This is a genomic window from Paenibacillus sp. FSL R5-0623 (assembly GCF_037974265.1).
Classification (GTDB): domain Bacteria; phylum Bacillota; class Bacilli; order Paenibacillales; family Paenibacillaceae; genus Paenibacillus.
Window position 1 is genome coordinate 1,475,803 of the sequence record NZ_CP150233.1, and the last position, 24,860, is coordinate 1,500,662.

Sequence of the window (24,860 nt, forward strand, 5' to 3'; positions counted from 1 at the left end):
CGTTCCTATGGTTTCGTATGTACTGTGATACATAGAGAGCTTATCAGTAACGACTTGAGGAGGAAATGATTTTGAGAAAGGGTACAAAGTGGACATTATGGATTCTGGGCTTGATGCTCGCTGCAATTTTTATCAACTTTTTTATGAATTTATATAGCTTTGCTTATGCACTGATTACCGTACTTATACTTGCCTTTATGGGATGGGGATTCTTAGCAAAGTTAAAGAACGACGTTCGGCAGCATGAAGATCATCATCGAAGAGAGTACGAGTCTGCGATCGATGACGTTGATCGATACACAAGATAGGTAACACATACATGATTTATCACACGTAACCTAGCTTAGATCTGATCTGATAATCTGGCCAATTGGTTTATCAGCCGTTTATGGAGATTGATTTTTCAATTTTTGGTTATTTTATTATATTGGAGGGATTTTATGTTATGAAATTATTAAAATTGCCATTGATTCTTTGTGCTATATTACTTTTATCTATTGTCTCAGCTTGTGGTGCGGATGATAGGCTACACGGAAAGAGCGATAACTGGGATGTTTCTTTACAGAGATCAACAGGGAGCTATAGTATTACTTATATAGGTGATGAAAAGCGTATAAAGGATTTTGTGTTTGACCTTACCGGCAATAATATAAAACAACAGGGAAAAGCGCTTGAAGAACAAGGGGTACCATTCAGTATGTCGGGAACAGTTACTGAGGCGGGGAAAACGAAAGACCCAATTACCTTTAAAATGAGTTGGAACAATCAGAGCGAGACTGTAACTTTTGAGTAACTCTCTCATGGTGGAGGTGTTCATCATTGGTTTGGTGGCAATTACTGAATCACTCCTATAGTACTTATCACACGTCAGGCCGTTCCTTCATGGAGCGGCCTTTTTGCACATTCGTATCTCATTTCTCAACATTTATTTCAAAAGTAGAGTGATCAGAATCCTGTATGCTGAAGCGATATTCCAATCCGTTGCGAATAGTCCTTCCATCAAAATCAGGTTGATTCACATCGCGATCTAGTATACCGATATCCTGAATGACATCTTGTGCATCGTTATACGTGTACTCATTATTAGTTGTGAGAATGAGTGTGGCGATACCGGTCAAAAAAATTCCACCTGTTGGTTCGCTCGTATCACCAGTTCCATATAACCTGATTTCCTGTACGCTCTCATCCGCATTCACTACAACAACCAAGCGCAATTCATCATTAAATACATACTCGAAAGTGCCAGTGCCCTGCTCGGAAGAGTCTTTCATATCCAAGCGGGTAATACTCAAACCATTCAGTCGGTATTTGCCTACGGCGCCATTAAACTTGTTTTGGAATTCATCGGTAGTCATGTGGAGACCCGAAGGTTTAATTTGGGGTGAAGTTTCCGGATTTTTTTCTGTTGTAGCGTCACTTGATTCGTGTTCCACCGCCTGATCTATTTCAGACTGAGTAGAGTTTGAAGATAAAGTCAGCGTCCCATACAAACCTATTAAAGCAATCACAAAACAGGCCGTTGTTAGAAAAATATATCTGATTGGCAACCTATTACCTTTGCGAATAGATAAGATCATCAGAACAACAAACACCACAAAAGTAATAAAGCCAAGAATGAAGAGAGTGGTAAACAGATATTGCAAAGTCTCACCTCGTAATAGAGTAATTGTTGGGGAAATCGTGCTTGCACCTCATTCATTATAATGTTCCCATGGAAAACTTCAAACTCTCACTACCCACTGCCCCAACAAAAAAAGCACTGCCGGCATACTGCCAGCAGTGCTTGCTTGATGTTATACAGGTCTTACCGTAAAGGTGAAGTGATACGCGCGGTTGGCTGGCAAGGTGTATTCAGCGTGGGTACGTGCTCCCCAGCTGTCATCTCCGCCAACACCCATTTGTTTGTAATTGATGCGAGCGACAGTCTGCGTGCTCTGAGGTAATTTGTACACATGGTCGTTTGCTTCCAGTTCCTCCGGTGTCCACGGCAACGCATTAATTTCAAATGGTATGGTGGCTTCAACATGAAGGCCAAGCTGACCATCCGCTGACGTAATTCCAGCAAAGCGTACATCCGTTTTGTTACCACACTCTTGTGGTTTCAGATATGGAACAAATTGATCTCGAACCGCACCTGTGTAATAACCGAGACGTGCACTGGTCAAACGGTCTGCGTAGTTGTCATGCGGACCTCTGCCGTACCAGGATATCGTATCCAGGCTGCTATTCAGTTGCAGCAGCATACCGAATTCCGGTAGATCAGGTAAGCCTACGCCTGGAATAAGGGTTTGACTGATTTCCAATACACCATCCGTATCAATTCGGTATGTGATGGACAGCGTACATCCCGGATGTGAATCCCACGTATAATCGGTCGTTACGAGAATGCCTTGCTCGTCTGCATGGTGCTCGAAGCGAATTAATCTGCTGGTAGCGTGAGCATCTCTCCAGAAGGCAGAACGCTCATTTAGGCGGTTCCCCATATCATTGTCTGTCATGGCTCTCCAGAAATTTGGCCGGACGGGTGCGAGCAATTGCTCCTGATTGTTAATCTGATAGGATGTTAACGCGCCAGTGGCTGGATTGAAGCTCAAATTGACTTGGCCTGTAGCCACTTTCAATTCATCTTGCAGATCCTGTACCTGTGGCGCATTGCCATGTCCTTGATGTACCGGTTGGATTGGACGCAGTCGCGGAGATACCACGAACTGATCCCAGGCAATCTCATGACCTACTCCTGCCCATTTGGTTGCGACTTTCGTAACCAGAGATACAGTCAGCACCGCTTCCTGTAACAGATCGGATGATGGCGTGTACGGGATTCGGACTTCAACCGATTCGCCAGGAGGTACCGCGATATCCAACGTGCCGTTCTCTACAGATACACCATCGTGTGTTACTGTCCATACGAGCGAATAATCGCTCAGATCCGTGAACAGGAACTGGTTTTTGATGCGCAGCAGGCCGTCTTTGACATCAATGGCTTCCATACGAACGTTCTGATAACATTTCTTCACTTCTTCCAGCTTAGGTGTAACCGTCTTATCGGCAAGAATCAATCCGTTCCCGCAGAAATTGCCATCATGAGGGGATTCGCCGAAATCTCCGCCATAAGCGAAATATTCGATACCGTCTGCCGTAGTGGTACGAATGGACTGATCGACCCAGTCCCAGATGAACGCACCCTGTAACACATCATATTTATCGAACAAATCCCAATACAGATGCAGACCTCCACAGGAGTTACCCATGGCATGGCTGTATTCGCAGATAATATAAGGTTTCTTCGGACCCTTCATGCGAGCATAATTCTCTACATTTTCAGGACTGATGTACATTGTCGATTCAATATCGCTTGCCGAATCAGAAGGGCGATAATGGAAGGTGCCTTCATAATGAACGAGACGGGTTGGATCGACTTGTTTCAGATAATCGTACATGGTGATGAAGTTATCGCCGCCGAAGGATTCATTACCCAGAGACCAGATAATAACAGACGGATGGTTTTTGTCCCGCTGGAACATCGAGTTACAGCGATCTATTACATTATTACGCCATTCCGGCTTGCTCGCGGGAATATTGTTTTCATTCATTTCCTTTTGCCCATAATCCCAGGTGCCGTGAGTTTCCAGATTCGTTTCGTCAATGACATAGAGGCCATATTCATCACACAGTTCGTACCAGAGTGACTGATTCGGATAATGGGATGTGCGTACGGCGTTAACGTTATAGGACTTCATCAATTCAATGTCACGGATCATGTCTTCCCGCCCAATGGCTCGACCCTTATCCGGGGAAAATTCATGACGATTCACGCCTTTGAATACAATGCGTTTGCCATTGATTTGCATCAGGCCGTCCTTCAGTTCAAACTTACGGAATCCGATCCGGCTGCGGACTGCTTCCAGTGTTTCGCCTGATTCGTCCTGAATGGATAGTACAAGTGTATACAGGTTAGGGGACTCAGCGCTCCATAGAATCGGCTTCATAACCTCTGCTGACAACTGGAATGAAAGTTCATCCTCGCCCTGGAAAGTAACGGCCGCAGTAAGAGGCTGCTTCAATACAGTCTGCTGCCGTGCATCATAGAGCTGCGCCTGAACGGACAATCCGGCAGGGGTCTGCGCGGCATTATGATTAAATAACTTCAAATCCAGCAGTAGCTCCGCATCCTGATACGCGTCATCCAGTTCAGTACGAACAAAGAAATCGGCGATCTGAACAGGTGAAGGTGAATGCAAATATACACCACGGAAGATTCCACTTAACCGCCAGAAATCCTGATTCTCCAGCCAGCTCGCATCACACCAGCGATATACCTCTACAGCCAGCTTGTTCTCACCTTCGGTTAGATACGAAGTGATATCGAATTCTGCGGGCGTGAACGTGTCTTCACTATAACCGACCAGCTCCCCGTTCACCCATACATAAAAGGCGGATTCAACACCCTCGAAGTGCAGCAGGACAGGACGGTCTTTCCAGTCAGCAGGAACCGTAAACGTACGGATGTACGAACCCACCGGATTATAGGTTGTTGGTGCAAATGGTGGCTTCAATTCAGGCTCACGCTCGACCCACGGATACGTCATATTTGTATATTGGGGATAATCATAACCTTGCAACTGCCAGTTGGAAGGAACGGCGATCTCGTCCCATTCACTGGCATCATAATTGTTCTCATAAAAGGATGAAATCCGTTGCTCTGGAGTCTCCGCAAAGGCAAACTTCCATTGACCATTCAATGATTCGTACCATGGCGATGCGCTGGAATCATTGGACAATGCTTCTGTTATAGATGGAAACGCTACCATAGAAGCATGTGCGGGTAGACGGCCTACTTGAAAAGTCTCGGGATTGTTGTTCCATTCCGGGTATCCATTTGCCGGAGGGGTATGTACCAGTTTCTTTCTCATAACAGCAACTCCTTCTGAAATGTTATAATATTGTCATTATAGAATTGAATGATGACTTAGAGAATAAAGAATATTGCCCATATATATCACAATATGAAACTAACGATGAAGAAAGTGGTGTACTGGATGGATACCCGGATTTTTTTTGGTAAAACAGAAGAAGCTGCTCGCCTGCCGATCTATATGACCACGGTTGGTTACTGGGAACATCAATATGAAACCGAGCGTCCAGAGGGATTCCCGGATTATCAGATCCACCAGATTATTCATGGTCAGGGGAGACTGATTATACAAGAAGACGAGTATATCGTCGGACCGGGTGACGTTTTCTTTCTGTATCCTGATGTCCCGCATCGATATATGCCCATCAGTGATCGGTGGGAGCTGGCTTGGGTCTCGTTTCAGGGGAGAGAGGCCAGCCAGTTATTATCATATGCGGGGATAACCGGCTCACGCGTATGCAGACTCAGGACAGCAACGCTGCTGCGTGGCCTGGAGCAACTTCTGGTTAGCGGAGAGAATGGCGGTGATACGGATTACGCAGATTACGATGTTGAATGCTCCAAACAATTATATGCCCTCCTGCTGGATCTGAAGCCACTACTCATCGCATCCGCCAATTATAATGATGAACTGGAGCGCTTGAAGCCTGTGCTGCGTTATATCGCAGAGCATCTGGATCGTTCACTTTCCCTAAAGGAACTGGCCGATGTGGCTGTGGTATCTCCTCAATATTTGTGCAGGCTGTTTCAGAGGGCACTCCATACCAGACCTGTATTTTACGTGAACCAGGAACGGATCAATCGAAGCAAACAACTTATGTTCAGTGAGAGAGAGCTTCGAATATATGAAGTTGCTGATCGGGTGGGTTACGAGAATGCCAGTTATTTCTGTGCGATGTTCAAAAGGCATACAGGCATGAGTCCAGAGCGTTTTCGCAAACTGCACGGGCTGAATTGAAAGTCTGAATGCTGGTATTTATTTTGAATTTTGATCTGTTATTCATCCCAATTTCAGTTTCCATTAAGGTTGGGAAGGTAAGATAAGTCTTGTAAACCCCTTCTCGTGTTAAATAGATGTGTGACTGGCCCTATCGGATTGTCCTCCGGTAGGGCACTTTTTTTCTTCATTTCTTCGGTTGGTGGTATGATAGATGAATACATAATGTGTAACCAACTCTAGTGACCGGAGGATGGAATTGTGGATCACAGCTTGCACCCGTTGTTTAAACCTATTCAGATGAATGGAACGTACCCTAACAGTTATTATGTTGAGAAAATACCTGCTGCCGGTCTGATGGCTTATGTGGCCTGTTATTGGGAATCAGGATCTCTTCCGAACACATATGCAGATGTTGCTAAGAGAGAAGGTCCAGAGCGATCGATGACGACGGTACCTGCCCGGGTATTGCCGGATGGTTGCACGGACATGCTGATTACATACGACCCGGTCTGTTCAGAGCACTCCTATGCTTACTGTGGCAATTATACACAGCCGTTCGCTATACCTGAGCCATTCGATTATGATCCTCCTGCTAGAGACTACACCTTTGGTGTGCGGTTCTTCCCAGGTGGAGCGCATGTCTTTCATGGCATGCCTCTGGAGTGGTTTACGGATAAGCGAATTGCCCTTCAGGAATGTTGGCCGGAGAAGCTGAATGAGCTTCAGGAACGGATGGCCGAAACGAATCGTTTTGCAGAGCGAGTAGAGGTTATGAATGCGTACTTGAGTCCGTTGCCCGTGCAGGCAAGCACATCGGAGAACAATTTGATGAAAAACGTACTGCACCGCATCTTTATAGATGGGGGACGTATGAGTGTCCAAGAGCTGGCGATGCGTGAAGTGATCAGTGAACGGCAGTTGCATCGCAAGTTCTCGGAATGGGTCGGAATCAGCCCCAAGCGATTCAGTGAGGTGGTTCGTTTTCATCGTGTGCTGAGCGATATTCATCAGGGGAACACGGCAGACTGGGCAATGCTTGCCCAGAATCATGGATTTTTTGACCAAGCCCATCTGATTCGGCAATTTCGCAAGTTTTATGGAGAGACTCCGTTGACGGCAGCCAGGGAACACGGCAGGATGTTGTCCGATTTGTACAATAGATCTGCAGCACCTTCGGTTATACTGAAGTCGTGAGAATAAAAGATAAGGGAGACATCATATATGAATGGAACATTGCAGATTCGGGATCACTTGTTAAATGAGTTGGAAACAGGCGTACGGACGGGGGCTTCGTTAATTCGCTTGATTCGTTCGGAGGAGTGGTCTTATCGTCCACAGGAGAACATGCGTTCATTGGTGGAGCTAGTGCATCATTTTATCCAGATTACCGCATCCGATCTTGCTATTATGCAGGAAAAAGGTGAAGCTGAGGTTGGTCTGGTGGAGAATAGTCTGTCGGGGATTGAGGATATCGAGAAGCTTGAAGCAACGTTATGGAGCAATTTCGAATCCTACAAAGCCTATATCACGGGATTGAGCGAAGATGACTTTTTGAATCGTTCAACAAAAGCTTTTTATATGGAACATGGTCACTTGCAGGTTCAATGGCAGATTGAAACGGTAACGCATGTATTCCATCACCGTTCGCAGCTGTATAACTATCTCAAGCAGCAGGGCCATGAACTGAACTTTTTCATGCTGTATGCGTAATTAAACTTGTTATATTTAAAGTAAGCTTAGTTGGCTCTACCGGATGGTCCGGTGGGGCCTTTTTTGCGTACAGTCGTCTATTAATCTATAAAGTCTATCAAAATTGGACATTATGACGCTGGTAATTCACCGTTGCTTTAATAGATTTCAAGCATAGAATACCGTATCAAAGCAAAAAGGAGGTGATTTCAATGGCCATCCTTTTACCGCAACAGTTTTACAATTTGGCTGCAAGTGTGGGCAAGTCCTACTACGAGGATCTGACTGGTGGAACCAATGCAAGCATTACGGTTAACAACTTTGGTCCTTTCGCAGTTGATTTGGTTGTTACTCGTGTGAATGCACCAGTGATCACGTATTTGATCCCTGCAGGCAACAGCCTCACACTGTCTGTAGACTTATTGCTCGTAGCTGCCTTGTTGACAAGTGCAGCAGGTGCATCATCAGGTACGATTCAAATTGCAACATCTGATTTCTAATGATGTAATGCACTCGTTGAACCTCTGTCGGACATTTTGTCGACAGGGGTTTTTCTTTTTTTGTGGATATACATAGGTTTAAAGGGGTATTTTGAGGAAATAAAAGTTAATAAAATACTCGCTTCCTATTATGGTGAGGCAGTAGATGAAAACGTTAAATTCGTTGGAACAACGATAGCGTACGTAGAAGAATAAATCCTTACTGAAGAGGAAGTAGAAGTAACAACTAATAACTACATAAATGCGAACCTATAGATTACTATAACGAACAGAACAAAGCGAGTATTTCATAAGAAAAAATTAAAATTATAAAAGAACAACCCGCCATAGGTTGCCGTATGGAGTGGAGACCTGGCTTCACAAAATCTATTATTTTTACAATCGATATTATAGAGTAATAGATAAAAGAGAGATTATTCCAACTATGTGTTACGGTATATTTAGGTGTTGAATACAATATTTTGAATTTATATTAACAAGAGGTGGGAAAAACCGTGAAGAATAGAAACATAACAGGTATTATAGTGGCCATAATTTATTGTGTTGTTCTTTATGTTTTTTTAACTGATGCCCCCCCTGGTGAAGCTCCAAATAATCCGTTTTGGATTTATTTATTGATTCCAATTGGAGCTATTGTAATTACGTCTCTTTTTGATTATGTGGACAAGTTCGATTTCTTCAGGAAAAGGAAGAAATAGAAGTAAAGAAAAAATTTCTAAATCATTTTTTGCGGGAGTTCTGCTCTCTGTTGGAATTAACGTCAATCTACAATTACTAACAGATCACAATTCATTTACTGTACCACAACCATAAGGTTGGCAAGTCTGAATTGTCGAAACAGTATTAATAAATCCAGTATAATCATGATATCTATCTGCTAATGCCTGTGGAGCGTATCTGAGATCTTCATAAATGGGGTCTAACTTTTTTGATTGCATAATTCACTTCGCCGGTTTGCAGATTTTCATACTTTACTTGCTATCATCGACTTTTGTAATTTTCAACTCATCTTCTCCATTTGAATCGGTCGCAATATAGTAATTGTCATATTGAACTAATGTAGAACCATCCGTAAAAGTTACAGAATTACTGGTTGTGCTTTCAACTAAATCTAAGAGGCTTTTATCCACTTGTGACACTGGCAAAGAAGATGGTAAATCTACCTGATCCTGAGCAAAAGCTGGTAGTGAGATAGATGGTTGATCGACACTTCCATGATACCAAACAAAGAGGTTTTTTTCTGTCACTAGAAACAGTACTGTTTAAATCTTCTTACGTCCACAAGGGTTAACTCATTATTTTAAGTGCGAAAGTTGAGTGAATAATAAATGCGTATTACCCTTAAACTTTAACAGCGCCTTTATACAGGCTTGTTTACTTTAGTGTTCATTCGATTAATTTAAGGTATAGGCGGCACGCAGATTGGTGTTGGCATACAGGAGGTTAGTGGATGATGAATAGAACAATCTTATTTGAAACGGAACGGTTGGAATGTGCGACTTGGAACGAAGGAGATCGTGCGCTGGCGTTTGCATTGTGGGGCGATCATGAGGTTGCCAAGTGGATTAGCAGCAAGGGATTTTTGAGCGAGGATGAGGTAGAAGCGCGATTGACACAGGAGATTCAAAGGCAGAAGGAAGCGGGTGTGCAATATTGGCCCCTTTTTGAGAAAGAGTCGGAGGTGTTTGTCGGTTGCTGTGGCCTGCGTCCGTATTCTCCTGAAGAGGAGATCTATGAATTGGGATTTCATCTAACCCGGGATCACTGGGGGAAAGGGTATGCCCAGGAAGCAGCGCGTGCGGTGATTGGTTATGCCTTTGAAAAATTGAACGTGAAGGCATTGTTTGCCGGGCATCATCCGGATAATGAAGTGTCACGTCACATCTTGATTAAGCTGGGATTTGAGTATAAAGGTGATGAACGTTATGAACCGACAGGAAAGATGCATCCATCGTATGTATTGCAAAATAAGAAACCCCTGACCAATGAAGGACAGGGATTGCGTGTTAGGTGATACTGAATAACACGGTTTTGGTTCCGACAAGTATAGATCCGCTGTTAACAAAATAATAGTTGGAGGCGGCATCCAGCGTTAAAGGTCCTGTCCAGGTGATCGTAGCAAACTGACTACTGAATATGCCTGTTGGAGGGACATCACTTAAGGCGAGTGTGACGGTCACATTGCCATTGATCGTGGAATTGGTAATGTGTGAGTATCCTCTGACGTTAATGGTGCTGTCTGAGGCACTATCTACCATCCGTTGAATATTCAAACCGTTATGAATCATCGTGTTGATGCGACTGTGATACAGGTAGGTGTTCAGATTACCCATATGACCGGATTGTACAATATTTCCAACGACTCTGGCATTGAGCAATTGAAATTCAATGGTCGTGAACGGGTCACCCACAGCCACGTTCTGAAAAGTGACGTCACCGCTTATAATGGCGCCGTCCGTGTAGTTGGTATGCGTGCTGACGGACGTGCCGTCATTAAACGTTCCTATTACCGTAACAGGACGAGCATCAAATGCAGGTCCTTGAACCAGATAGACATCTTCTGCAGCTTGGCTTGTCTGGATCGTGACATTCCGAGGAATGGAAGAAGCGAAATTGGCCAGATCCGAATTTCCGAGTTGCCAAGGGCCAATTCCTAGAATTTGCACATGTCTTGCGGGTGGAATAACAATGTCTTCATTGAAGGATGAATTGCCGGCAATTAGAATAATCAACCGGGCTCTCATGCCAAAAGTAACCGCAAGAGGGCTGTTCGTGGCTGCGTCGATAGTAGCCTGTAGAGAATTAAATGGATCAAACGGTGATCCGGTACCTGGACCAGGTGCGCTTGAATCAGCCCAGTAGATCGTCTCTCCCCACTCGAAGTCGGGAGTGCCACCTTCAGCACCCAGCAACTCAGAAGTCACCAGGCGATGAGCAGCGACCAGTTGTCCTGCTGTATTTTTGCCCCACATCGAAATCTCAGTTGAGCTCTCCGCCAGGCCACTGGTAGTAAAAATGAATTCGAAGCCAACCAGGTTGGCATAGTAACTTTTGGTGAAAACTTCATTGGGACCCAGCGTAATGGCCTCCTGTACATACAAGGTTCGTGTTCCGTTCAGTACATACCCTTCGATTAGAATATCCGAGGCGTTGACAGGATCGTGATTATCAATTTTGACGGTGACCGTTGTAGTTCTTACTCCGGCTGCTAGATTATTCTCAATCGGTCCAGATGAAATTGTGGCCATATCTTATACACCCCTTATATTAGTAATTCGTTCAAAACGAGGCGATGTGCGGTTTCAAGTTGTCCCGTATTGTTTTTGCCCCATGCCGATATTTCAGTCAATGAGGCTGCGTTTCCACTAGTTGTAAATACATATTCGTATCCATCCAGGTTCGCATAGTAGGTCTGAGAGAAGACTTGCCCGGGGGTCAGATTAACGGATTGAAGGACATATAAGGTCCTCGTTCCATTCAGGAAATAACCTTCAATGAGTACATTGGACGAATTAACGGAATCGGTGTTTACGATTAGGATCGTGACTTGTTGTGTAGGCCTGCTGCCACCGGAGAGGTTGTTCTCGATCGGGCCTGTAGAAAGGACTGCCATAGGTCCATCTCCTTTTTTATGAATTTCTTTTCCTGAGAAAAGCTAGAATAGCATATGTTAGAATTGACGAAAGCGTTTGGACAGAGAGATATATGTACTGAATGAAAAGGAGGTACTGAATTTTCTGTCCAAAGGGGATATATGTTTTCATGCTTTTTTTATTTCGCTTTCAGCTTCTATTAAGGTAGCGGAGGTATGATAACTCTTGTAAACCCCTTCTCGTGTTAAATAGATGTGTGACTGACCCCGCCGGGCGCCGGTGGGGTATTTTTTGTTTTATTTTCAAATAAACAAAACTAAACAAAAATAAATAAAAGTATATTTCTTTGTTTGTTATTGACTATCAAAGATAAACAAAGGTATAATGAATGTGAAATAAGGAACTTACTATGTACGTGGCAAGCTATTTGATTTTCAATATAAGGAGAGATTGATCATGAACGTGACCCTTACCAATGAAACAACGCAGGCTGCAGGTTTCCATATCCCATTTGTCCGTGAGATGGCTGAGATTACACAACATATGTGGAAAAACGGCTGGGATGAGCGCAATGGGGGGAATGTCAGCTATCTGCTGGAGGAAGAGGAAGTTGCCCAATATATCGATATCCATCATGTGATTCGCAAGATCAAACCGGCATTTTCGGTGCAAGAGCTGGCAGGCAAGTATTTTATCGTGACCGCATCGGGCAAATATTTCAAAAATGTACTCGCTGATCCGGAGAGTAATCTAGGGTTGCTGCGTGTATCGCAGGATGGGCAGGAGCTGGAAGTGCTCTGGGGATTGAAGTCGGGTGCGAATCCAACAAGTGAGTTGCCTACACATTTCATGAGCCATATTGAACGTCTGAAATTGGACCCGAACCACCGTGTTGTTATGCACAATCATGCGACTCATGTGCTGGCGATGACGTTTATCCACGAATTGGATGAAGCAAAATTCACGAAGACCCTCTGGCAGATGTGCACGGAGTGCGTGGTTGTATTCCCGGATGGGATCGGCATTATTCCTTGGATGATCCCTGGATCGAATGAGATTGGGCGCGAAACGGCTGAGAAAATGAAAGAATACCACGCGGTCATCTGGCCGCAACATGGCATCTTCGGAACGGGCACAACGATTGACGAGGCATTTGGTCTGATTGAAACCATCGAGAAGGCAGCCCAAGTGTATATGCTGGTTGCGGGTCACGAGATCCGGCAGAGAATTACGGATGAACAGCTGACCACACTGGCACAAGCATTTGGTGTTACCCCTCGTCCTGGAATTCTGGGTAGTTAAAGGATGTTTTATTGTAATACAGTCAACGCATAGATCAAGGAAGTGGTCTTTGGTTCATTGAACCAAAGGCCATTTCCTTTTTTTTGGCGAACAATCGTCGTTTTGGTTCAAAAAAGTTCAAATTGCTGAACAAGAATGGCTTTGTTATCGATTATTGAATCGTAGAATGCATTATCACGCGCTGGCGAATTTCGGGTGAAATGACGTATTGTCAATGGCTCTGCGATTTTGCATAATAACAATGCTTCACAGATGAGAGACGGAAGGAAGTTATGATCATGCTTGGCAAAATGAAGAGAATCTTAATAGGCAAGCCCATGAAATCGGCTGAACTGGATGGAGAAAAATTGGGGAAATGGAAGGCACTCGCCATCCTGTCCTCGGATGCCCTATCATCCGTTGCCTACGGTACGGAACAGATTTTGCTGGTGCTCGTTGCGGCCGGATTCGCGGCCCTGTGGTACTCCATTCCGATTTCCATCGCCGTGCTGGGATTACTCGTCATTTTAATTTTTTCCTATCGCCAGACGATATTTGCTTATCCAACAGGGGGCGGCGCTTATATCGTAGCCAAGGATAACCTGGGTACAACATCCAGTCTGATTGCCGGAGGATCTCTGCTGGTCGATTATATTCTGACCGTTGCGGTAAGTTCGTCCGCAGGGACGGATGCGATTACGTCAGCTTTTCCTATGCTGCATGACTACAGTGTTGTGATTGCACTCATTATGATAGTTTTTCTAACGATTATGAATTTACGGGGAGTAACGGAGTCAGCGTCTGTGCTGGCGATCCCGATCTATCTGTTTATCTTTTCGATTGCGGTTCTGATTATCTCGGGTGGAATCAAATTTCTTGCCGGGGGGATGGAAGCAGCTGCACCTGAATTCGGAACAAGTCTATCCCATGTGAGTATGTTTCTATTATTGAAAGCATTCAGCTCCGGTTGTTCGGCCTTGACTGGTGTGGAAGCGGTAAGTAACGCGATCCCGAACTTCAAGCAGCCTGCCGAGAAAAATGCCGCGGGTACATTACTACTTATGGGTTGTATATTGGGAGCCATGTTCATCGGCATCACCTTACTGGCTTATGGGTACGGAGTGAAGCCTGATCCCAAAGCAACGGTCATTTCCCAGATTGCTGAAGCGACGTTTGGCAGGGGCACGATGTATTTTATCATCCAGGGTGTAACGGCACTGATCCTGTTCCTGGCAGCCAACACAGCTTATTCGGCTTTTCCACTGTTATCTTTCATGATGGCAAAGGATAAATACATGCCGCATGCATTTATGGTCAGAGGAGACCGCCTAGGCTTCTCGAACGGGATCATTTTTCTCAGTGTGATGTCTGCGCTGCTGGTGGTTGGGTTCAAAGGAAATACGGAAAGCCTGATTCCGCTCTATGCGGTAGGGGTGTTCATTCCATTTACGCTGTCACAGCTCGGTATGATGATTCGCTGGATCAAAGTCAAACCGTCTGGCTGGCAGATGAAGTTGCTGGTCAATACCGTCGGTATGCTGACTACATTATCGATTACCCTGATCTTTATTTTCACCAAGTTCACGCAGACATGGGTCATCTTTATCTTTTTACCACTCGTTGTTTATGTGTTCATGCGTATTCACCGTCATTATTGCAACATTGCAGATGAGCTGCGGATTGATATTCGGGTTGATAAGCCGGCTAAAAAAGGCAATACGATAGTCATTCCTGTTGCGGGCATTACCCGGGTTGTCATGAATACGATCAGTTACGCCCAGACGATGTCGGATCACGTGGTCGCGCTGTACATTGGATTCGATGATGAGGCCATACGCAAGATGGAGCAGAAGTGGGAGGAGTGGAATCCAGGTGTTCGCCTGGTTGTGATCAAATCCAGATACCGTAGCATTATGGGGCCGCTCAAGAAATTCATTGATACCGTAGAGTGGAAAACGGCTGAGACCGATCACATCACCATATTGATTCCACAATTCATCACCAAGCACTGGTGGCAAAATGTACTGCACAACCAGACCAGCTTCATGATTCGTGCTTATCTGATCAATTACAAAGACGTGATTGTCACCACGGTGCCATATCATCTTAATCGTTAACTCGAACGGTTAATCGCTTCGCCTCGTTTGGGATATTTACAGATTATTGTAAAATGAATCACTTTCATTAATAGATAAATGTTCATATTCCATTTACACATCGAACCGCAGGGACATCTCCAAACAGGGGAGTTCTTGCGGTTTTTTGTCTTGAAATCTAATTTTAATTCCGACGTAAAGTTGATCCCTGATTTCGTAAAGTCCCTTGTCCATGATTAACGTTACGTTGATTCAGAATGAATTTTGCTGTGACATTCGACTCTTACACTAGATAACGTGGTGCTGAAGTTGATGTAACATTTCACACACACTGAATGCGTGAAACAAGGGGGAAGAAAATCCGATGAGTGAGCTTGATAACCGGATCAGCTTGCCCGCCGCCAAACGGCGTGTATCCGGTACGAGTGCGCGCCGGACAGCTTCGCTGCGTGTGCAGCGAATGCGGGAGAATATGCTGGCCTATGGTTTCCTGGCACCATCGCTGCTTTTGTTTGCAGTGTTTCTGTTTTACCCGATGTTTAAGTCCGTGTACCTCAGTCTGCATTCCACAGATCCGACGGGACAGATTGCGGCTTATGTAGGACTGGATAACTTCAAGGCCGTGTTCCAATCAGGACTGTTTATGCAAGGGATGAAAGTGACGTTACTATTTGTCCTGTTTACAGTCCCCACGGGCATGTTGGCTGCTCTGATTCTGGCTGCACTGACTCACAACCGGTTCAAGGGAATGCGTGTGTTCCAATTTGTATTCTCTCTGCCCGTGGTGTTATCCGTCGGTTCGTCAGCGGTGATCTGGAAGTTTCTATTCCATCCGACACTGGGCATGCTGAATTATCTGCTTGGCAAAGTAGGTATTGATCCAATTCCTTGGCTTACCAGCCCGGATTGGGCATTGATCTCGATCTCCATCATGACGATCTGGATGAACCTCGGATTCAACTACATTATTCTATCCAGTGGTCTAGCGGGCATCCCGGATGAGATCTATGAAAGTGCCAAGATTGACGGCGCAGGTCCAGTACTTACTTTTCACAAAATCTCGATGCCGCTCCTGTCACCAACGTTATTCTTTGTTACGGTTGTATCGATCATTGGCGCTTTTCAATCGTTCGGTCAGATCAACATTCTAACCCGGGGTGGCCCGATGGACAGTACGAATGTATTCGTCTATTCCATCTATCAGGAAGCCTTCGTTAATTTCCGCTTTGGTACAGGTAGTGCACAGGCACTGATCCTGTTCGTGGTGATTATGCTGCTGACCCTGATCCAGTTCAAATGGGTAGAAAGGAAAGTGCATTACCAATGAGTGCGACATGGACCAAAACGCTGTTGTATGTATTACTGACGATCTGTGCAGCACTTGTGTTGTATCCGGTGATGTACACCTTTTTCATGGCCGTCATGACGCCGGAAGATGCGAGCGCTTATCCGCCGCATATCATTCCGAGTTCAATCGATCTGTCCAACTTTAGCGAAGTATTTGATATTGTTCCGATCGGCCGATTTATCGGCAATACCTTCCTTGTCGCAGGACTGACAACGCTTGGTCAATTGATTACAGCGAGTATGGCAGCCTATGCGTTTGCGAAAATGCAGTTCAAAGGCAAAAACGTCATCTTCAGCATGTTTGTCGCAACGATGATGATTCCATGGGAAGTAACGATGATCCCAAATTACCTGACAGTTCGCAGTTGGGGGTGGCTGGATAGTTACCAGGGGCTTACGGTGCCGTTTCTGGCAACGGCGTTTGGTACATTCCTGTTAAGACAGTTCTTCATGCAACTACCCAAGGAATTGTTCGAGGCGGCGAGGATCGACGGTTGTGGTCATATTCGCTATTTCATATCACACGTCTTGCCTTTGTCCCGTCCGGCACTTGGAACACTGGCAATCTATTCATTCTTAAGCATGTACAATTCGTATCTCTGGCCGCTGCTGGTGACCAATACACCGGAAATGAGAACCGCCCAGATCGGGATCTCCATGCTGGAGTTCCAGGAATCCACCGCATGGAATCTGGTTTTTGCCGGCACAGCCATGGTCATTCTACCATCCTTGCTGTTATTGATCTTTGGGTTGAAACAGCTTGTCCGTGGAATGGCCGCAGGCGCGCTGAAGGGGTAGGCAATGAAAGTTTTACAACTATTAAATTGAAATTGAAATGGAAGTTTAAAAGGTTTTATTAGACCTTGTATCTTCGTACAAGGTCTAAGGTTTGGATACCAGGAGCGAATAAACAAGGATCGCTTTTCAATAAGTCTTTGCAGAGCTGCAAAAGTAGTGAAGGAGAAGAATCGATTCTGAAGAAGCGAAGCGTTCGCCTTTATCCCCGGATTTTCCCCTTTTAAGGGGAGAATGAAAAAAATCCGGGGGTAACAGCGATCAAAAGAACGATTCGTAACCGTAACGGCCACACCGCGTCATCCCCAAGATTTTATTGTACGCGAGCCATATAAAAGGAGAGCGATTATGAACGGATTTCGATTGAAAAAAAGAGGTACATTTGCATTAATGCTGGCTGCACTCATGTTGGTCATTTCCGCTTGCGGAACAAAAGCTGAAACAAGCAGCCCGGCAAGTGGAGCTCAAGCAGAAGCAGCCGCAGCCGAAACAACACAATTGACGTGGTGGCATTCCATGTCTGGCGCTGGAGAAAAAGCCATTAATCAGCTCGCTTCCGACTTTAACGCTAGCCATCCGGACATTCAGGTGAAACCCATCTATCAAGGGAAGTACGATGAGAGTCTGAACAAACTCAAAGCATCCATGGGCTCAGACAGCGGTCCTGACATTATCCAGGTCTACGAGATCGGTAGCAAGTTCATGATTGATTCAGGCATGATTACGCCAGTACAGCAGTTCATCGACAAGGATCAGTTCGACCTGTCCCAACTGGAGCCAAATATCATAAGATATTACACCATTGATGGCAAATTGAACGCGATGCCGTTTAACACATCGAACCCGATCCTGTACTACAACAAGGATATGTTCAAAGCAGCAGGTCTGGACCCGGAGAACCCGCCAAAGACGTATGAAGAGTTTGAGCAAGCGGCAAAAGCATTGGCGAAAGACGGTAAGCCAGGAGCATCCATGGCGATCTATGGCTGGTTTATGGAACAGTTCTTTGCAAACCAGAATGCAGATTATGTAAACAATGGAAACGGAAGAACTGAAGCGGCTACAGAGTCTCTGCTGAACTCCGAAGCTGGAGTGAAGACATTAACGTGGTGGAAAAAGATGATCGACGAGAAAACCCTCTCCAATCTGGGACGTAGCACAGACGATACAACAGCAGCATTTACCGCTCAGCAAATCGGTATGACCCTGGATTCCACAGCTGGCCTGCGTAAAATCGTAGAAGGTTCAGGTGGCAAGTTTGAACTGGGAACAGGCTTCCTGCCTCGTCCAGCGGATGCTAAAGAAGGCGGCGTTGTGGTGGGTGGAGCGAGCTTGTACATCATGAACAACAAATCCGAAGCACAACAGCAAGCGGCATGGGAGTTCATCAAGTACTTGGCTACACCAGAGGTGCAAGCGAATTGGAGTGTTGCGACAGGATACTTCCCAATTACGACAGCAGCTTACAATGAGCAAGTATTAAAGGATAATATGACGAAGTACCCGCAATTCCAGACAGCAGTCGATCAATTGCACGCTTCCGCGGATTCGACAGCAACATCTGGGGCATTAATGGGTGTATTCCCGGAAGCCAGACAACTTGTCGAAGGAGCGATTGAAACGGTCCTGAATGGACAAGGTACACCACAGGAAGCACTGGATGCAGCAGCTAAACAAATTACAGACAAGATTGCGCAATATAATAGTACGGTGAAGAAATAACTGTAGACGCTTTGGATTAAAAACAGATGCGGCGCTTATTAATGATCGTCGCATCTGTTGTAATTTTATGATATCCTCTGAGACCTAAGACGGATTTTTCTTAATGTACAGCCTGCTTGAACAAACGCGTCGATAACATGATGAACGTTATCAGGTTATGTCAGATCACAGGCCAAGTAACAAAAGTATGGCTTAAAAGGTTGAGGGATTGTATGTCGAAGAAAAAGATATTTAATTAACATGTGTCAGAAGTTCGATTTTATATACCATGGATAGGCCTAAAGTCGAGATGACGATTAATGTAAAAAAACCTCTTACGCGCTAACAATCGGCAAAAACCTACGAATAATTGCAGGGTGTATTCATTCTCCAGACGGATATAGCTTAGAAAGATTTCGCGAAAATCAGCGGGTATTGTAAAAATTAGTTCTCTATAGGCAAATGAATATACTATGTTTAACGCCCTAGAAACAGCATGCAGACTGCCATCTGCATGCTGTTTTTTTTACTAATTAATGCCTGTTAATATTCACCAAGTGAAGGTATAGTAGACAGGATTATATTGAAGGAGTGTTGACGACATGCAAGAACAACCCGTTTTAATCGCGCTATTTGCCATAGCGGCAGGAATTTTTAGTTTACTCGGTGGTATCAACAATTGGGATTGGTTTATGAAGAGTTTCAGAGCAGGTATTTTTGTGAAAACCATTGGACGGCAGGGAGCAAGAGTGGTATATGGTATTCTCGGTGTTGTCATGATTGTCATTGGTGTATTACTGTTACTGATCGGATAGATATTGGAAATAAACGAACTCACCAAGTATCATCTACATACGATGTTCATGAGTGAAGGCGAAGTAAGAGGATATGTGAGAAGAGTCAAATGGAAAAAGCGTTTGAATGCTTAAAGTAGCAATATGCAGTATGACCAGGATAGAATATCAAATCAAATAGCATGCCTGAAAAAATCATATACAAAACAAAAAGACCACCGAAAAATTTCGGTGGTCTTTTTACCAAATTCAGGTTTATCCATCTCAATCTGGTTTAATTATCTTTTAAGTCTTCAACAGAGTTGATATCCATATACGTTGGAACAACCAGACCTTGTTTCACTCCTGTCATACTGACAGCGATATCTTCGATCTTGTCTCCATATGTTTTCCAGTAGTCTCCATGTGTAAGCGGGAGCCATACGGCTGGAGAAGCATCGATATCACCTGCTGCCAAGCCTGCCCACATGGGGCCAGCTTCAACTTGTAGTCCTTTGACGGTGTAACCGAGATCTGTCTCCAGCACATACTTCATCAGGTTGGTACTCGCAATTTCAGAGTCCCATGCAACATAACCGAGACGTAAATTGTCACCTTTAACAGGGGTTAACCCTTTGGTCCACTCTTCAATTTGGTCCGGATGTTTTTCTGCATAAGTCTTGGCAGCTTCTTCAGGCGAAACGCCCTTTTGAATGTCTACCATGATTTCACTCATTTGATCCGCAGTCCAATTAAAACGAGAGAAGAACTCATAGGCAACGGGATGATCTTCTTTGATTCCCTTACGTCCAACCGTGTGAACTTCCTCTGCATCGCCAAAAATCAAGTCGGGATCGTCCAAATACTTCAGATCATACTGATTGAACATCCAGTGTGGAGTCCAACCCGTAACGATGATTGGTTCTTCATTTTTATAAGCTTTGTCCAGCGATGCAGTCATCGCGGCTCCAGAGCCTTCAATCAGATTCCAGTTAGACAAATCATAATGCTTAATGGCGTTTGCAGTGGCCTTCATCAGACCTGCACCTGGATCAATACCAACGATTTGGTGATTAACCTCTTCGCCCACATTAGCACTTGCCGATGGAGTGGAAGAAGCGGCACCTGTCTCCAGATCTGCAATCGAATTGACTTCGGTCATGTAACTAGGAACCACGAGGCCTGTACGTACACCTGTCATATTGGCCCCCAGATCGTCCACCTGGTCTTTGTAACGTTCCCAGTAGTCTGCGTGTGTCAATGGCAGCCAAGCTGCTGGAGAGGCATCTACGTCGCCTGAGGCAACACCCGTCCACATCGGTCCGGCTTCGACCTGTAGAGCGTTAACTTTATAACCCAATTCGTTTTCCATCACATATTTCAGCAAGTTGGTACTTGCGATTTCGGAATCCCAGGCCACATAGCTCAGTTTGAATGCATCACCGTTCACCGGAGTCAGACCTTTGGTCCACTCAGCAATCTGATCGGCATGTTTCTCAGCATAAGCTTTAGCTGCTTCTTCTGCGGATGTGCCACCCTGGATAGCAGTCATCATTTCACCCATTTCATCCGAGGTCCATTGGAAACGGGACAGGAATTCAAACGCAACAGGGTGATCTTCTTTCAGACCTTTACGGGCGATGGTATGAATTTCTTCAGCATCACCGAAAGATTTCTCAGGGTCTTCCAGATATTTTAGATCATACTTGTTGAACATCCAGTGCGGAGTCCAACCTGTAATAATGATTGGATCTTCATTTTTGATCGCTTTGTCTAGTGTGGCCGTCATGGCTGCACCAGAGCCTTCAATCAGAGTCCAGTCAGTCAGTTTATAGTCTTCGATCGCTTTTGCAGCGGACTTCATGATACCAGCCCCTGGATCGATACCAATAATCTGATAGTTCACTTCTTGACCTACAGCATTGGCTGCTGAATTGTTGCCACCAGCCGAAGTTGTGCCACCAACGAAGTATTGTGAGAAACCAGCTACAAGCACAAGGAATGTTGCCGCAGCAGTGATCCATGCTTTTTGCTTGGCTGTAATGCGCGAGGTCTTTTTGCGACCTGGCATAAACACATTTTGTGTAAAACGGTCCAGTACAATCGCCAGTACAACAACGGCCAGACCGGCTTCGAAACCTTTACCGATTTGAAGCTGTGTTACAGCACGATAGACTTCCGCACCAATACCTTGTGCACCGATCATGGATGCAATAACAACCATGGACAGTGACAACATGATGGTTTGGTTAATACCGGACATCACGGTAGGCAAAGCGAGTGGAAGCTGTACTTTGAACAACTTTTGCATGGAAGTTGATCCGAATGCATCAGCTGCTTCAACCAATTCGCCAGATACCTGTCTGATACCCAGGTGAGTCAGACGAATCGTTGGCGGAATCGCAAATATAACAGACGCGATAACACCTGGAACGACACCTAGACTAAAGAATGTAACCGCAGGCAGTAAGTAGACAAATGCAGGCATCGTCTGCATGAAGTCAAGCAGCGGTGTAATGATACGCGCCGCAGTTTTACTGTATGCAAGCCAGATTCCGACAGGCACACCAAGCAGGATCGAAACCAATCCTGAAGTGATAACCAGACCGAGTGTGTCCATCGATTGGGACCAGTATCCCAAGTTATCTACGAGCAAGAACCCGATAACCGTAAATAGTGTCAGTGGGAGTCGTCCTACGAGGAATGCAAGAACACCCAATATGGCAATGAACAGGAGCGGATGGGGCAACATAAACAGCCCGGAGAAATATCCGACAACCGCTTGAATAACGGTGGAAATTACATTAAACAATCCGGAGAGCGAGGAGCTCATCCAGTCAACGATGGATTCAATCCACGACGCTAGTGGTATTTTGGGAATCATTCACAAGTTCCTCCTTTACTGCAACTTCACCGCTAAGTGCACCCAGCAGGGCACCGCGGACGATAACACCTTGCAGACGGCCATTCTCACCAACAACAGCGAGAGGCACATGGGCTGAACTTACAATTTCGAACAATTCATGAATCAGGGTCTCAGGCGACACCGTCGGCCCGTCCGTGATCAGAATGTCTTTTAATACTTTGTTTTCACGCATCGCACGAGAAGCGTCTTCTGCTGTGATGACACCAAGCAGCTTCTTCGAACGGTCAATGACAAACAGGTTGGAAACGCCACTTTCGCGCATTAATTCGAGGGCAACGCGAGGACCACGATCAAGCGTAATTGTTTCAGGGCGACGCATTACGTGAGATGCTGTAAGGACCTTGGACAGATCCACGTCTTCGACGAAGCGGGCCACATATGAGTTGGCCGGTTGAATCATGATTTCTTCCGGTGTACCGATCTGCACAACTGCGCCGTCTTTCATGAGGGCAATACGATCGCCGATGCGCAGCGCTTCGTCCAAGTCATGGGTGATGAAAATAATCGTCTTTTTCATTTTATCCTGAAGCTCGATCAACTCATCTTGCATATCACGGCGAATCAATGGATCAAGTGCACTGAAGGCTTCATCCATCAGTAGTACTTCCGGGTCATTGGCAAGTGCACGCGCCAATCCGACACGTTGCTGCATCCCGCCACTGAGTTCATCTGGCATTTTGTCTTCCCAGCCCTTAAGGCCAACCAGCTCAAGTGAGGTTTTTGCCTTCTCCCGGCGTACTTCCTTATCTACTTTTTGTATTTCCAATCCATACTCCACATTATCAAGAACGGTACGGTGCGGGAATAACGCAAACTTCTGGAAGACCATGCTAATCGTTTTCCGGCGCACTTCGCGCAATTGTTCTTTGTTCATTTTGCGTAGATCCTTACCATGGACCAGAATTTCTCCGGATGTTGGTTCAATCAGACGATTGAACATCCGAACCAGTGTGGATTTACCACTCCCGGACAGTCCCATAATAACGAAAATCTCGCCTTCCTTAATGTCCATGTTGACCCGGTTGACACCAACCGTTATCTGTTTTTCTTTGGCCAACTTTTCTTTACCCCAACCTTGTTCCAGTAATTGCAGACCTTGCTCGGTTTGGGGTCCAAACAATTTACTTACGTTTTTCACTTCAAGTATGGTCATGTTTTCACCCCTTCTGATGTGTTGTGCACTTCGAACGGCTTTCAGCATCCATAAGCCCATACACTTATGCGCCCAGCCACGAAATCCGGTAGTTGTTGCTTCGCTTCCCGTCTTTCTGGGTAACGAGTTTAATACTAACAATACTTAACCAGTATATCAACCGAATAAACAGTACATAATGTTTGTACAGTAAAAACTGTACAAAGTTTTTCGTCCAAATACTCCGTCATTCTCCTTATTCTGGCTAATAAGGCAGCTTTACATTTGACATTGCTTTTCCTACAATAGAAAATGAGCTGAATTGAAGCTGAATTTTTTGGTTAAAAGATAGTCATAGGCAATTGTAGCCTGGTAAAGTTCCCATTTTCATACATTGGGTGAATGAAAGCCCTCTGGCATATATGATGTCCGGCCGAGAGCTTTCCCATGTAAGCAGGACTTTTAAAGTGTTGCAATGATTTCGCCAAAGACTGTGGAATGTTCAGAATGGAGGTTGCAAGCATGGGCTTGGACCATTTACAAGAGGAACAGCAGGCAACCGTGCTGAAGATTCGTAAACGCGTCATTGAAGCCATTGGACGTAATATGGATCTTTACGGCGTTACGCTGTCAACGGGACACTTATATGGATTGCTATTTTTTGCAGACAAACCAATGACCCTTGACGATATGGGACGGGAAATGGAAATGAGCAAAACGAGTATGAGTACAGGTGTACGAACACTGCTGGATTTGAAAATGGTAAATAAAGTGTGGAGCAAGGGCTCCAGAAAAGACCTATATGAAGTCGAATATGACTGGCATCAGACGTTTACGGATTATTTTGCAATTAAGTGGAGAAAAGCCGTGGAGAGTAACCTTCAGGTTCTACGCAAATCAATTGATGAACTGAATCGATTAGTTGAAGATCTGGATGAAGAGGCAGATGCTGAACTTATCCACATCCTGATGGAGGACAAACACAAGGTTTTGCAAGCGGAAGCATATTACAAATGGTTGGATCGGTTGATTGATACCATGGAAGATGAAGAGATATACAAGCTGGTTCCGAAAGAAGAGATTAAGGAACATTCATAATTACATGCAAAGGGCCCTTTCCGTTATAGGAGAGGGCCCTTTGGTCTGTGCAATAACTTACTGATTTATAATGA

Annotated in this window: 22 protein-coding genes; 15 read left to right on the top strand and 7 right to left on the bottom strand. The window is 45.0% G+C overall.

Annotated features, from left to right (window positions below; translation table 11 throughout):
* The first annotated feature begins 65 nt into the window (after positions 1–65).
* A complete protein-coding gene (locus tag MKY92_RS06605) occupies positions 66–308 on the top strand; it encodes a hypothetical protein (protein ID WP_339299796.1) in 243 nt (80 codons plus the stop codon).
* A 137-nt stretch (positions 309–445) separates the two neighbouring features.
* Complete coding sequence (locus tag MKY92_RS06610) at positions 446–793, top strand: hypothetical protein (protein ID WP_339299798.1); 348 nt, start codon at positions 446–448, stop codon at positions 791–793.
* A gap of 118 nt (positions 794–911) precedes the next feature.
* Here MKY92_RS06610 and MKY92_RS06615 read toward each other — a convergent pair whose 3' ends face one another.
* Positions 912–1,643 (bottom strand): hypothetical protein, encoded by a 732-nt coding sequence (locus MKY92_RS06615; protein ID WP_339299799.1) that lies wholly within the window; start codon positions 1,641–1,643, stop codon positions 912–914.
* Between the two features lie 150 nt (positions 1,644–1,793).
* Positions 1,794–4,913 (bottom strand): glycoside hydrolase family 2 TIM barrel-domain containing protein, encoded by a 3,120-nt coding sequence (locus MKY92_RS06620; RefSeq protein ID WP_339299801.1) that lies wholly within the window; start codon positions 4,911–4,913, stop codon positions 1,794–1,796.
* Positions 4,914–5,006: 93 nt separating this feature from the next.
* On the opposite strand from MKY92_RS06620, the gene MKY92_RS06625 reads away from it, so the two are divergent.
* The 5 genes from MKY92_RS06625 (at position 5,007) to MKY92_RS06645 (ending at position 8,742) form a co-directional block, all read left to right on the top strand.
* Entirely contained in the window at positions 5,007–5,873 is an 867-nt protein-coding gene (locus MKY92_RS06625; RefSeq protein WP_339299802.1) for an AraC family transcriptional regulator, read from the top strand.
* A 240-nt stretch (positions 5,874–6,113) separates the two neighbouring features.
* The gene (locus tag MKY92_RS06630; RefSeq protein WP_339299804.1) at positions 6,114–7,049 is read left to right on the top strand and encodes a helix-turn-helix domain-containing protein; all 936 of its coding nucleotides are present in this window, start codon (positions 6,114–6,116) and stop codon (positions 7,047–7,049) included.
* A 27-nt stretch (positions 7,050–7,076) separates the two neighbouring features.
* A complete protein-coding gene (locus tag MKY92_RS06635; protein WP_221819146.1) occupies positions 7,077–7,565 on the top strand; it encodes a DinB family protein in 489 nt (162 codons plus the stop codon).
* 191 nt (positions 7,566–7,756) lie between these two features.
* Positions 7,757–8,044, top strand: coding sequence for a hypothetical protein (locus MKY92_RS06640; protein WP_339299806.1), 288 nt, complete (start codon positions 7,757–7,759; stop codon positions 8,042–8,044).
* Positions 8,045–8,538: 494 nt separating this feature from the next.
* The gene (locus MKY92_RS06645) at positions 8,539–8,742 is read left to right on the top strand and encodes a hypothetical protein (protein ID WP_339299808.1); all 204 of its coding nucleotides are present in this window, start codon (positions 8,539–8,541) and stop codon (positions 8,740–8,742) included.
* Positions 8,743–9,015: 273 nt separating this feature from the next.
* Here the strand turns inward: MKY92_RS06645 and MKY92_RS06650 are convergent, their stop codons facing one another.
* Positions 9,016–9,291 (bottom strand): hypothetical protein, encoded by a 276-nt coding sequence (locus MKY92_RS06650; protein ID WP_339299810.1) that lies wholly within the window; start codon positions 9,289–9,291, stop codon positions 9,016–9,018.
* Between the two features lie 203 nt (positions 9,292–9,494).
* Between MKY92_RS06650 and MKY92_RS06655 the strand changes: the two genes are divergently transcribed.
* A complete protein-coding gene (locus tag MKY92_RS06655) occupies positions 9,495–10,058 on the top strand; it encodes a GNAT family N-acetyltransferase (RefSeq protein WP_339299811.1) in 564 nt (187 codons plus the stop codon).
* Here MKY92_RS06655 and MKY92_RS06660 read toward each other — a convergent pair.
* Both MKY92_RS06660 and MKY92_RS06665 read right to left on the bottom strand, forming a co-directional pair.
* On the bottom strand, positions 10,051–11,292 hold the full coding sequence (locus MKY92_RS06660) for a hypothetical protein (protein WP_339299812.1): 1,242 nt from the start codon (positions 11,290–11,292) through the stop codon (positions 10,051–10,053). The genes MKY92_RS06655 and MKY92_RS06660 overlap by 8 nt on opposite strands.
* Before the next feature lie 14 nt (positions 11,293–11,306).
* Entirely contained in the window at positions 11,307–11,657 is a 351-nt protein-coding gene (locus MKY92_RS06665) for a hypothetical protein (protein WP_339299814.1), read from the bottom strand.
* 436 nt (positions 11,658–12,093) lie between these two features.
* Here MKY92_RS06665 and rhaD point away from each other — a divergent pair, with 436 nt between their 5' ends.
* From rhaD to MKY92_RS06695, 6 genes are all read left to right on the top strand, one after another.
* Positions 12,094–12,939, top strand: coding sequence for a rhamnulose-1-phosphate aldolase (rhaD, locus tag MKY92_RS06670; protein ID WP_339168956.1), 846 nt, complete (start codon positions 12,094–12,096; stop codon positions 12,937–12,939).
* 278 nt (positions 12,940–13,217) lie between these two features.
* Positions 13,218–15,035: an APC family permease gene (locus MKY92_RS06675; RefSeq protein WP_339299816.1), complete on the top strand. Its 1,818-nt coding sequence runs from the start codon at positions 13,218–13,220 to the stop codon at positions 15,033–15,035.
* A 343-nt stretch (positions 15,036–15,378) separates the two neighbouring features.
* Positions 15,379–16,341, top strand: coding sequence for a sugar ABC transporter permease (locus tag MKY92_RS06680; protein ID WP_339299817.1), 963 nt, complete (start codon positions 15,379–15,381; stop codon positions 16,339–16,341).
* On the top strand, positions 16,338–17,159 hold the full coding sequence (locus tag MKY92_RS06685) for a carbohydrate ABC transporter permease (RefSeq protein WP_339299818.1): 822 nt from the start codon (positions 16,338–16,340) through the stop codon (positions 17,157–17,159). Before MKY92_RS06680 ends, MKY92_RS06685 begins: the two co-directional genes overlap by 4 nt.
* Before the next feature lie 345 nt (positions 17,160–17,504).
* Entirely contained in the window at positions 17,505–18,878 is a 1,374-nt protein-coding gene (locus MKY92_RS06690) for an ABC transporter substrate-binding protein (protein WP_339299820.1), read from the top strand.
* Between the two features lie 581 nt (positions 18,879–19,459).
* Positions 19,460–19,672 (top strand): immunity 17 family protein, encoded by a 213-nt coding sequence (locus MKY92_RS06695; protein ID WP_076216916.1) that lies wholly within the window; start codon positions 19,460–19,462, stop codon positions 19,670–19,672.
* Positions 19,673–19,925: 253 nt separating this feature from the next.
* On the opposite strand, the gene MKY92_RS06700 is transcribed toward MKY92_RS06695, so the two are convergent.
* Both MKY92_RS06700 and MKY92_RS06705 read right to left on the bottom strand, forming a co-directional pair.
* Complete coding sequence (locus MKY92_RS06700) at positions 19,926–22,514, bottom strand: glycine betaine ABC transporter substrate-binding protein (protein WP_339299821.1); 2,589 nt, start codon at positions 22,512–22,514, stop codon at positions 19,926–19,928.
* The gene (locus tag MKY92_RS06705; protein ID WP_105597692.1) at positions 22,480–23,709 is read right to left on the bottom strand and encodes a glycine betaine/L-proline ABC transporter ATP-binding protein; all 1,230 of its coding nucleotides are present in this window, start codon (positions 23,707–23,709) and stop codon (positions 22,480–22,482) included. Before MKY92_RS06705 ends, MKY92_RS06700 begins: the two co-directional genes overlap by 35 nt.
* Positions 23,710–24,210: 501 nt before the next feature.
* On the opposite strand from MKY92_RS06705, the gene MKY92_RS06710 reads away from it, so the two are divergent.
* On the top strand, positions 24,211–24,786 hold the full coding sequence (locus MKY92_RS06710) for a GbsR/MarR family transcriptional regulator (RefSeq protein WP_221819156.1): 576 nt from the start codon (positions 24,211–24,213) through the stop codon (positions 24,784–24,786).
* Positions 24,787–24,860: the final 74 nt, after the last annotated feature.

Bases quoted from the DNA above. Each gene is read 5' to 3' on its own strand.
- MKY92_RS06705 (WP_105597692.1), bottom strand. From the start codon at position 23,709: ATGACCATACTTGAAGTGAAAAACGTAAGTAAATTGTTTGGACCCCAA.
- MKY92_RS06680 (WP_339299817.1), top strand. From the start codon at position 15,379: ATGAGTGAGCTTGATAACCGGATCAGCTTGCCCGCCGCCAAACGGCGT.
- rhaD (WP_339168956.1), top strand. From the start codon at position 12,094: ATGAACGTGACCCTTACCAATGAAACAACGCAGGCTGCAGGTTTCCAT.
- MKY92_RS06685 (WP_339299818.1), top strand. From the start codon at position 16,338: ATGAGTGCGACATGGACCAAAACGCTGTTGTATGTATTACTGACGATC.
- MKY92_RS06625 (WP_339299802.1), top strand. From the start codon at position 5,007: ATGAAACTAACGATGAAGAAAGTGGTGTACTGGATGGATACCCGGATT.
- MKY92_RS06640 (WP_339299806.1), top strand. From the start codon at position 7,757: ATGGCCATCCTTTTACCGCAACAGTTTTACAATTTGGCTGCAAGTGTG.
- MKY92_RS06605 (WP_339299796.1), top strand. From the start codon at position 66: ATGATTTTGAGAAAGGGTACAAAGTGGACATTATGGATTCTGGGCTTG.
- MKY92_RS06665 (WP_339299814.1), bottom strand. From the start codon at position 11,657: ATGGCAGTCCTTTCTACAGGCCCGATCGAGAACAACCTCTCCGGTGGC.
- MKY92_RS06635 (WP_221819146.1), top strand. From the start codon at position 7,077: ATGAATGGAACATTGCAGATTCGGGATCACTTGTTAAATGAGTTGGAA.
- MKY92_RS06700 (WP_339299821.1), bottom strand. From the start codon at position 22,514: ATGATTCCCAAAATACCACTAGCGTCGTGGATTGAATCCATCGTTGAC.
- MKY92_RS06655 (WP_339299811.1), top strand. From the start codon at position 9,495: ATGATGAATAGAACAATCTTATTTGAAACGGAACGGTTGGAATGTGCG.
- MKY92_RS06695 (WP_076216916.1), top strand. From the start codon at position 19,460: ATGCAAGAACAACCCGTTTTAATCGCGCTATTTGCCATAGCGGCAGGA.
- MKY92_RS06660 (WP_339299812.1), bottom strand. From the start codon at position 11,292: ATGGCCACAATTTCATCTGGACCGATTGAGAATAATCTAGCAGCCGGA.
- MKY92_RS06690 (WP_339299820.1), top strand. From the start codon at position 17,505: ATGAACGGATTTCGATTGAAAAAAAGAGGTACATTTGCATTAATGCTG.
- MKY92_RS06675 (WP_339299816.1), top strand. From the start codon at position 13,218: ATGCTTGGCAAAATGAAGAGAATCTTAATAGGCAAGCCCATGAAATCG.
- MKY92_RS06610 (WP_339299798.1), top strand. From the start codon at position 446: ATGAAATTATTAAAATTGCCATTGATTCTTTGTGCTATATTACTTTTA.
- MKY92_RS06620 (WP_339299801.1), bottom strand. From the start codon at position 4,913: ATGAGAAAGAAACTGGTACATACCCCTCCGGCAAATGGATACCCGGAA.
- MKY92_RS06710 (WP_221819156.1), top strand. From the start codon at position 24,211: ATGGGCTTGGACCATTTACAAGAGGAACAGCAGGCAACCGTGCTGAAG.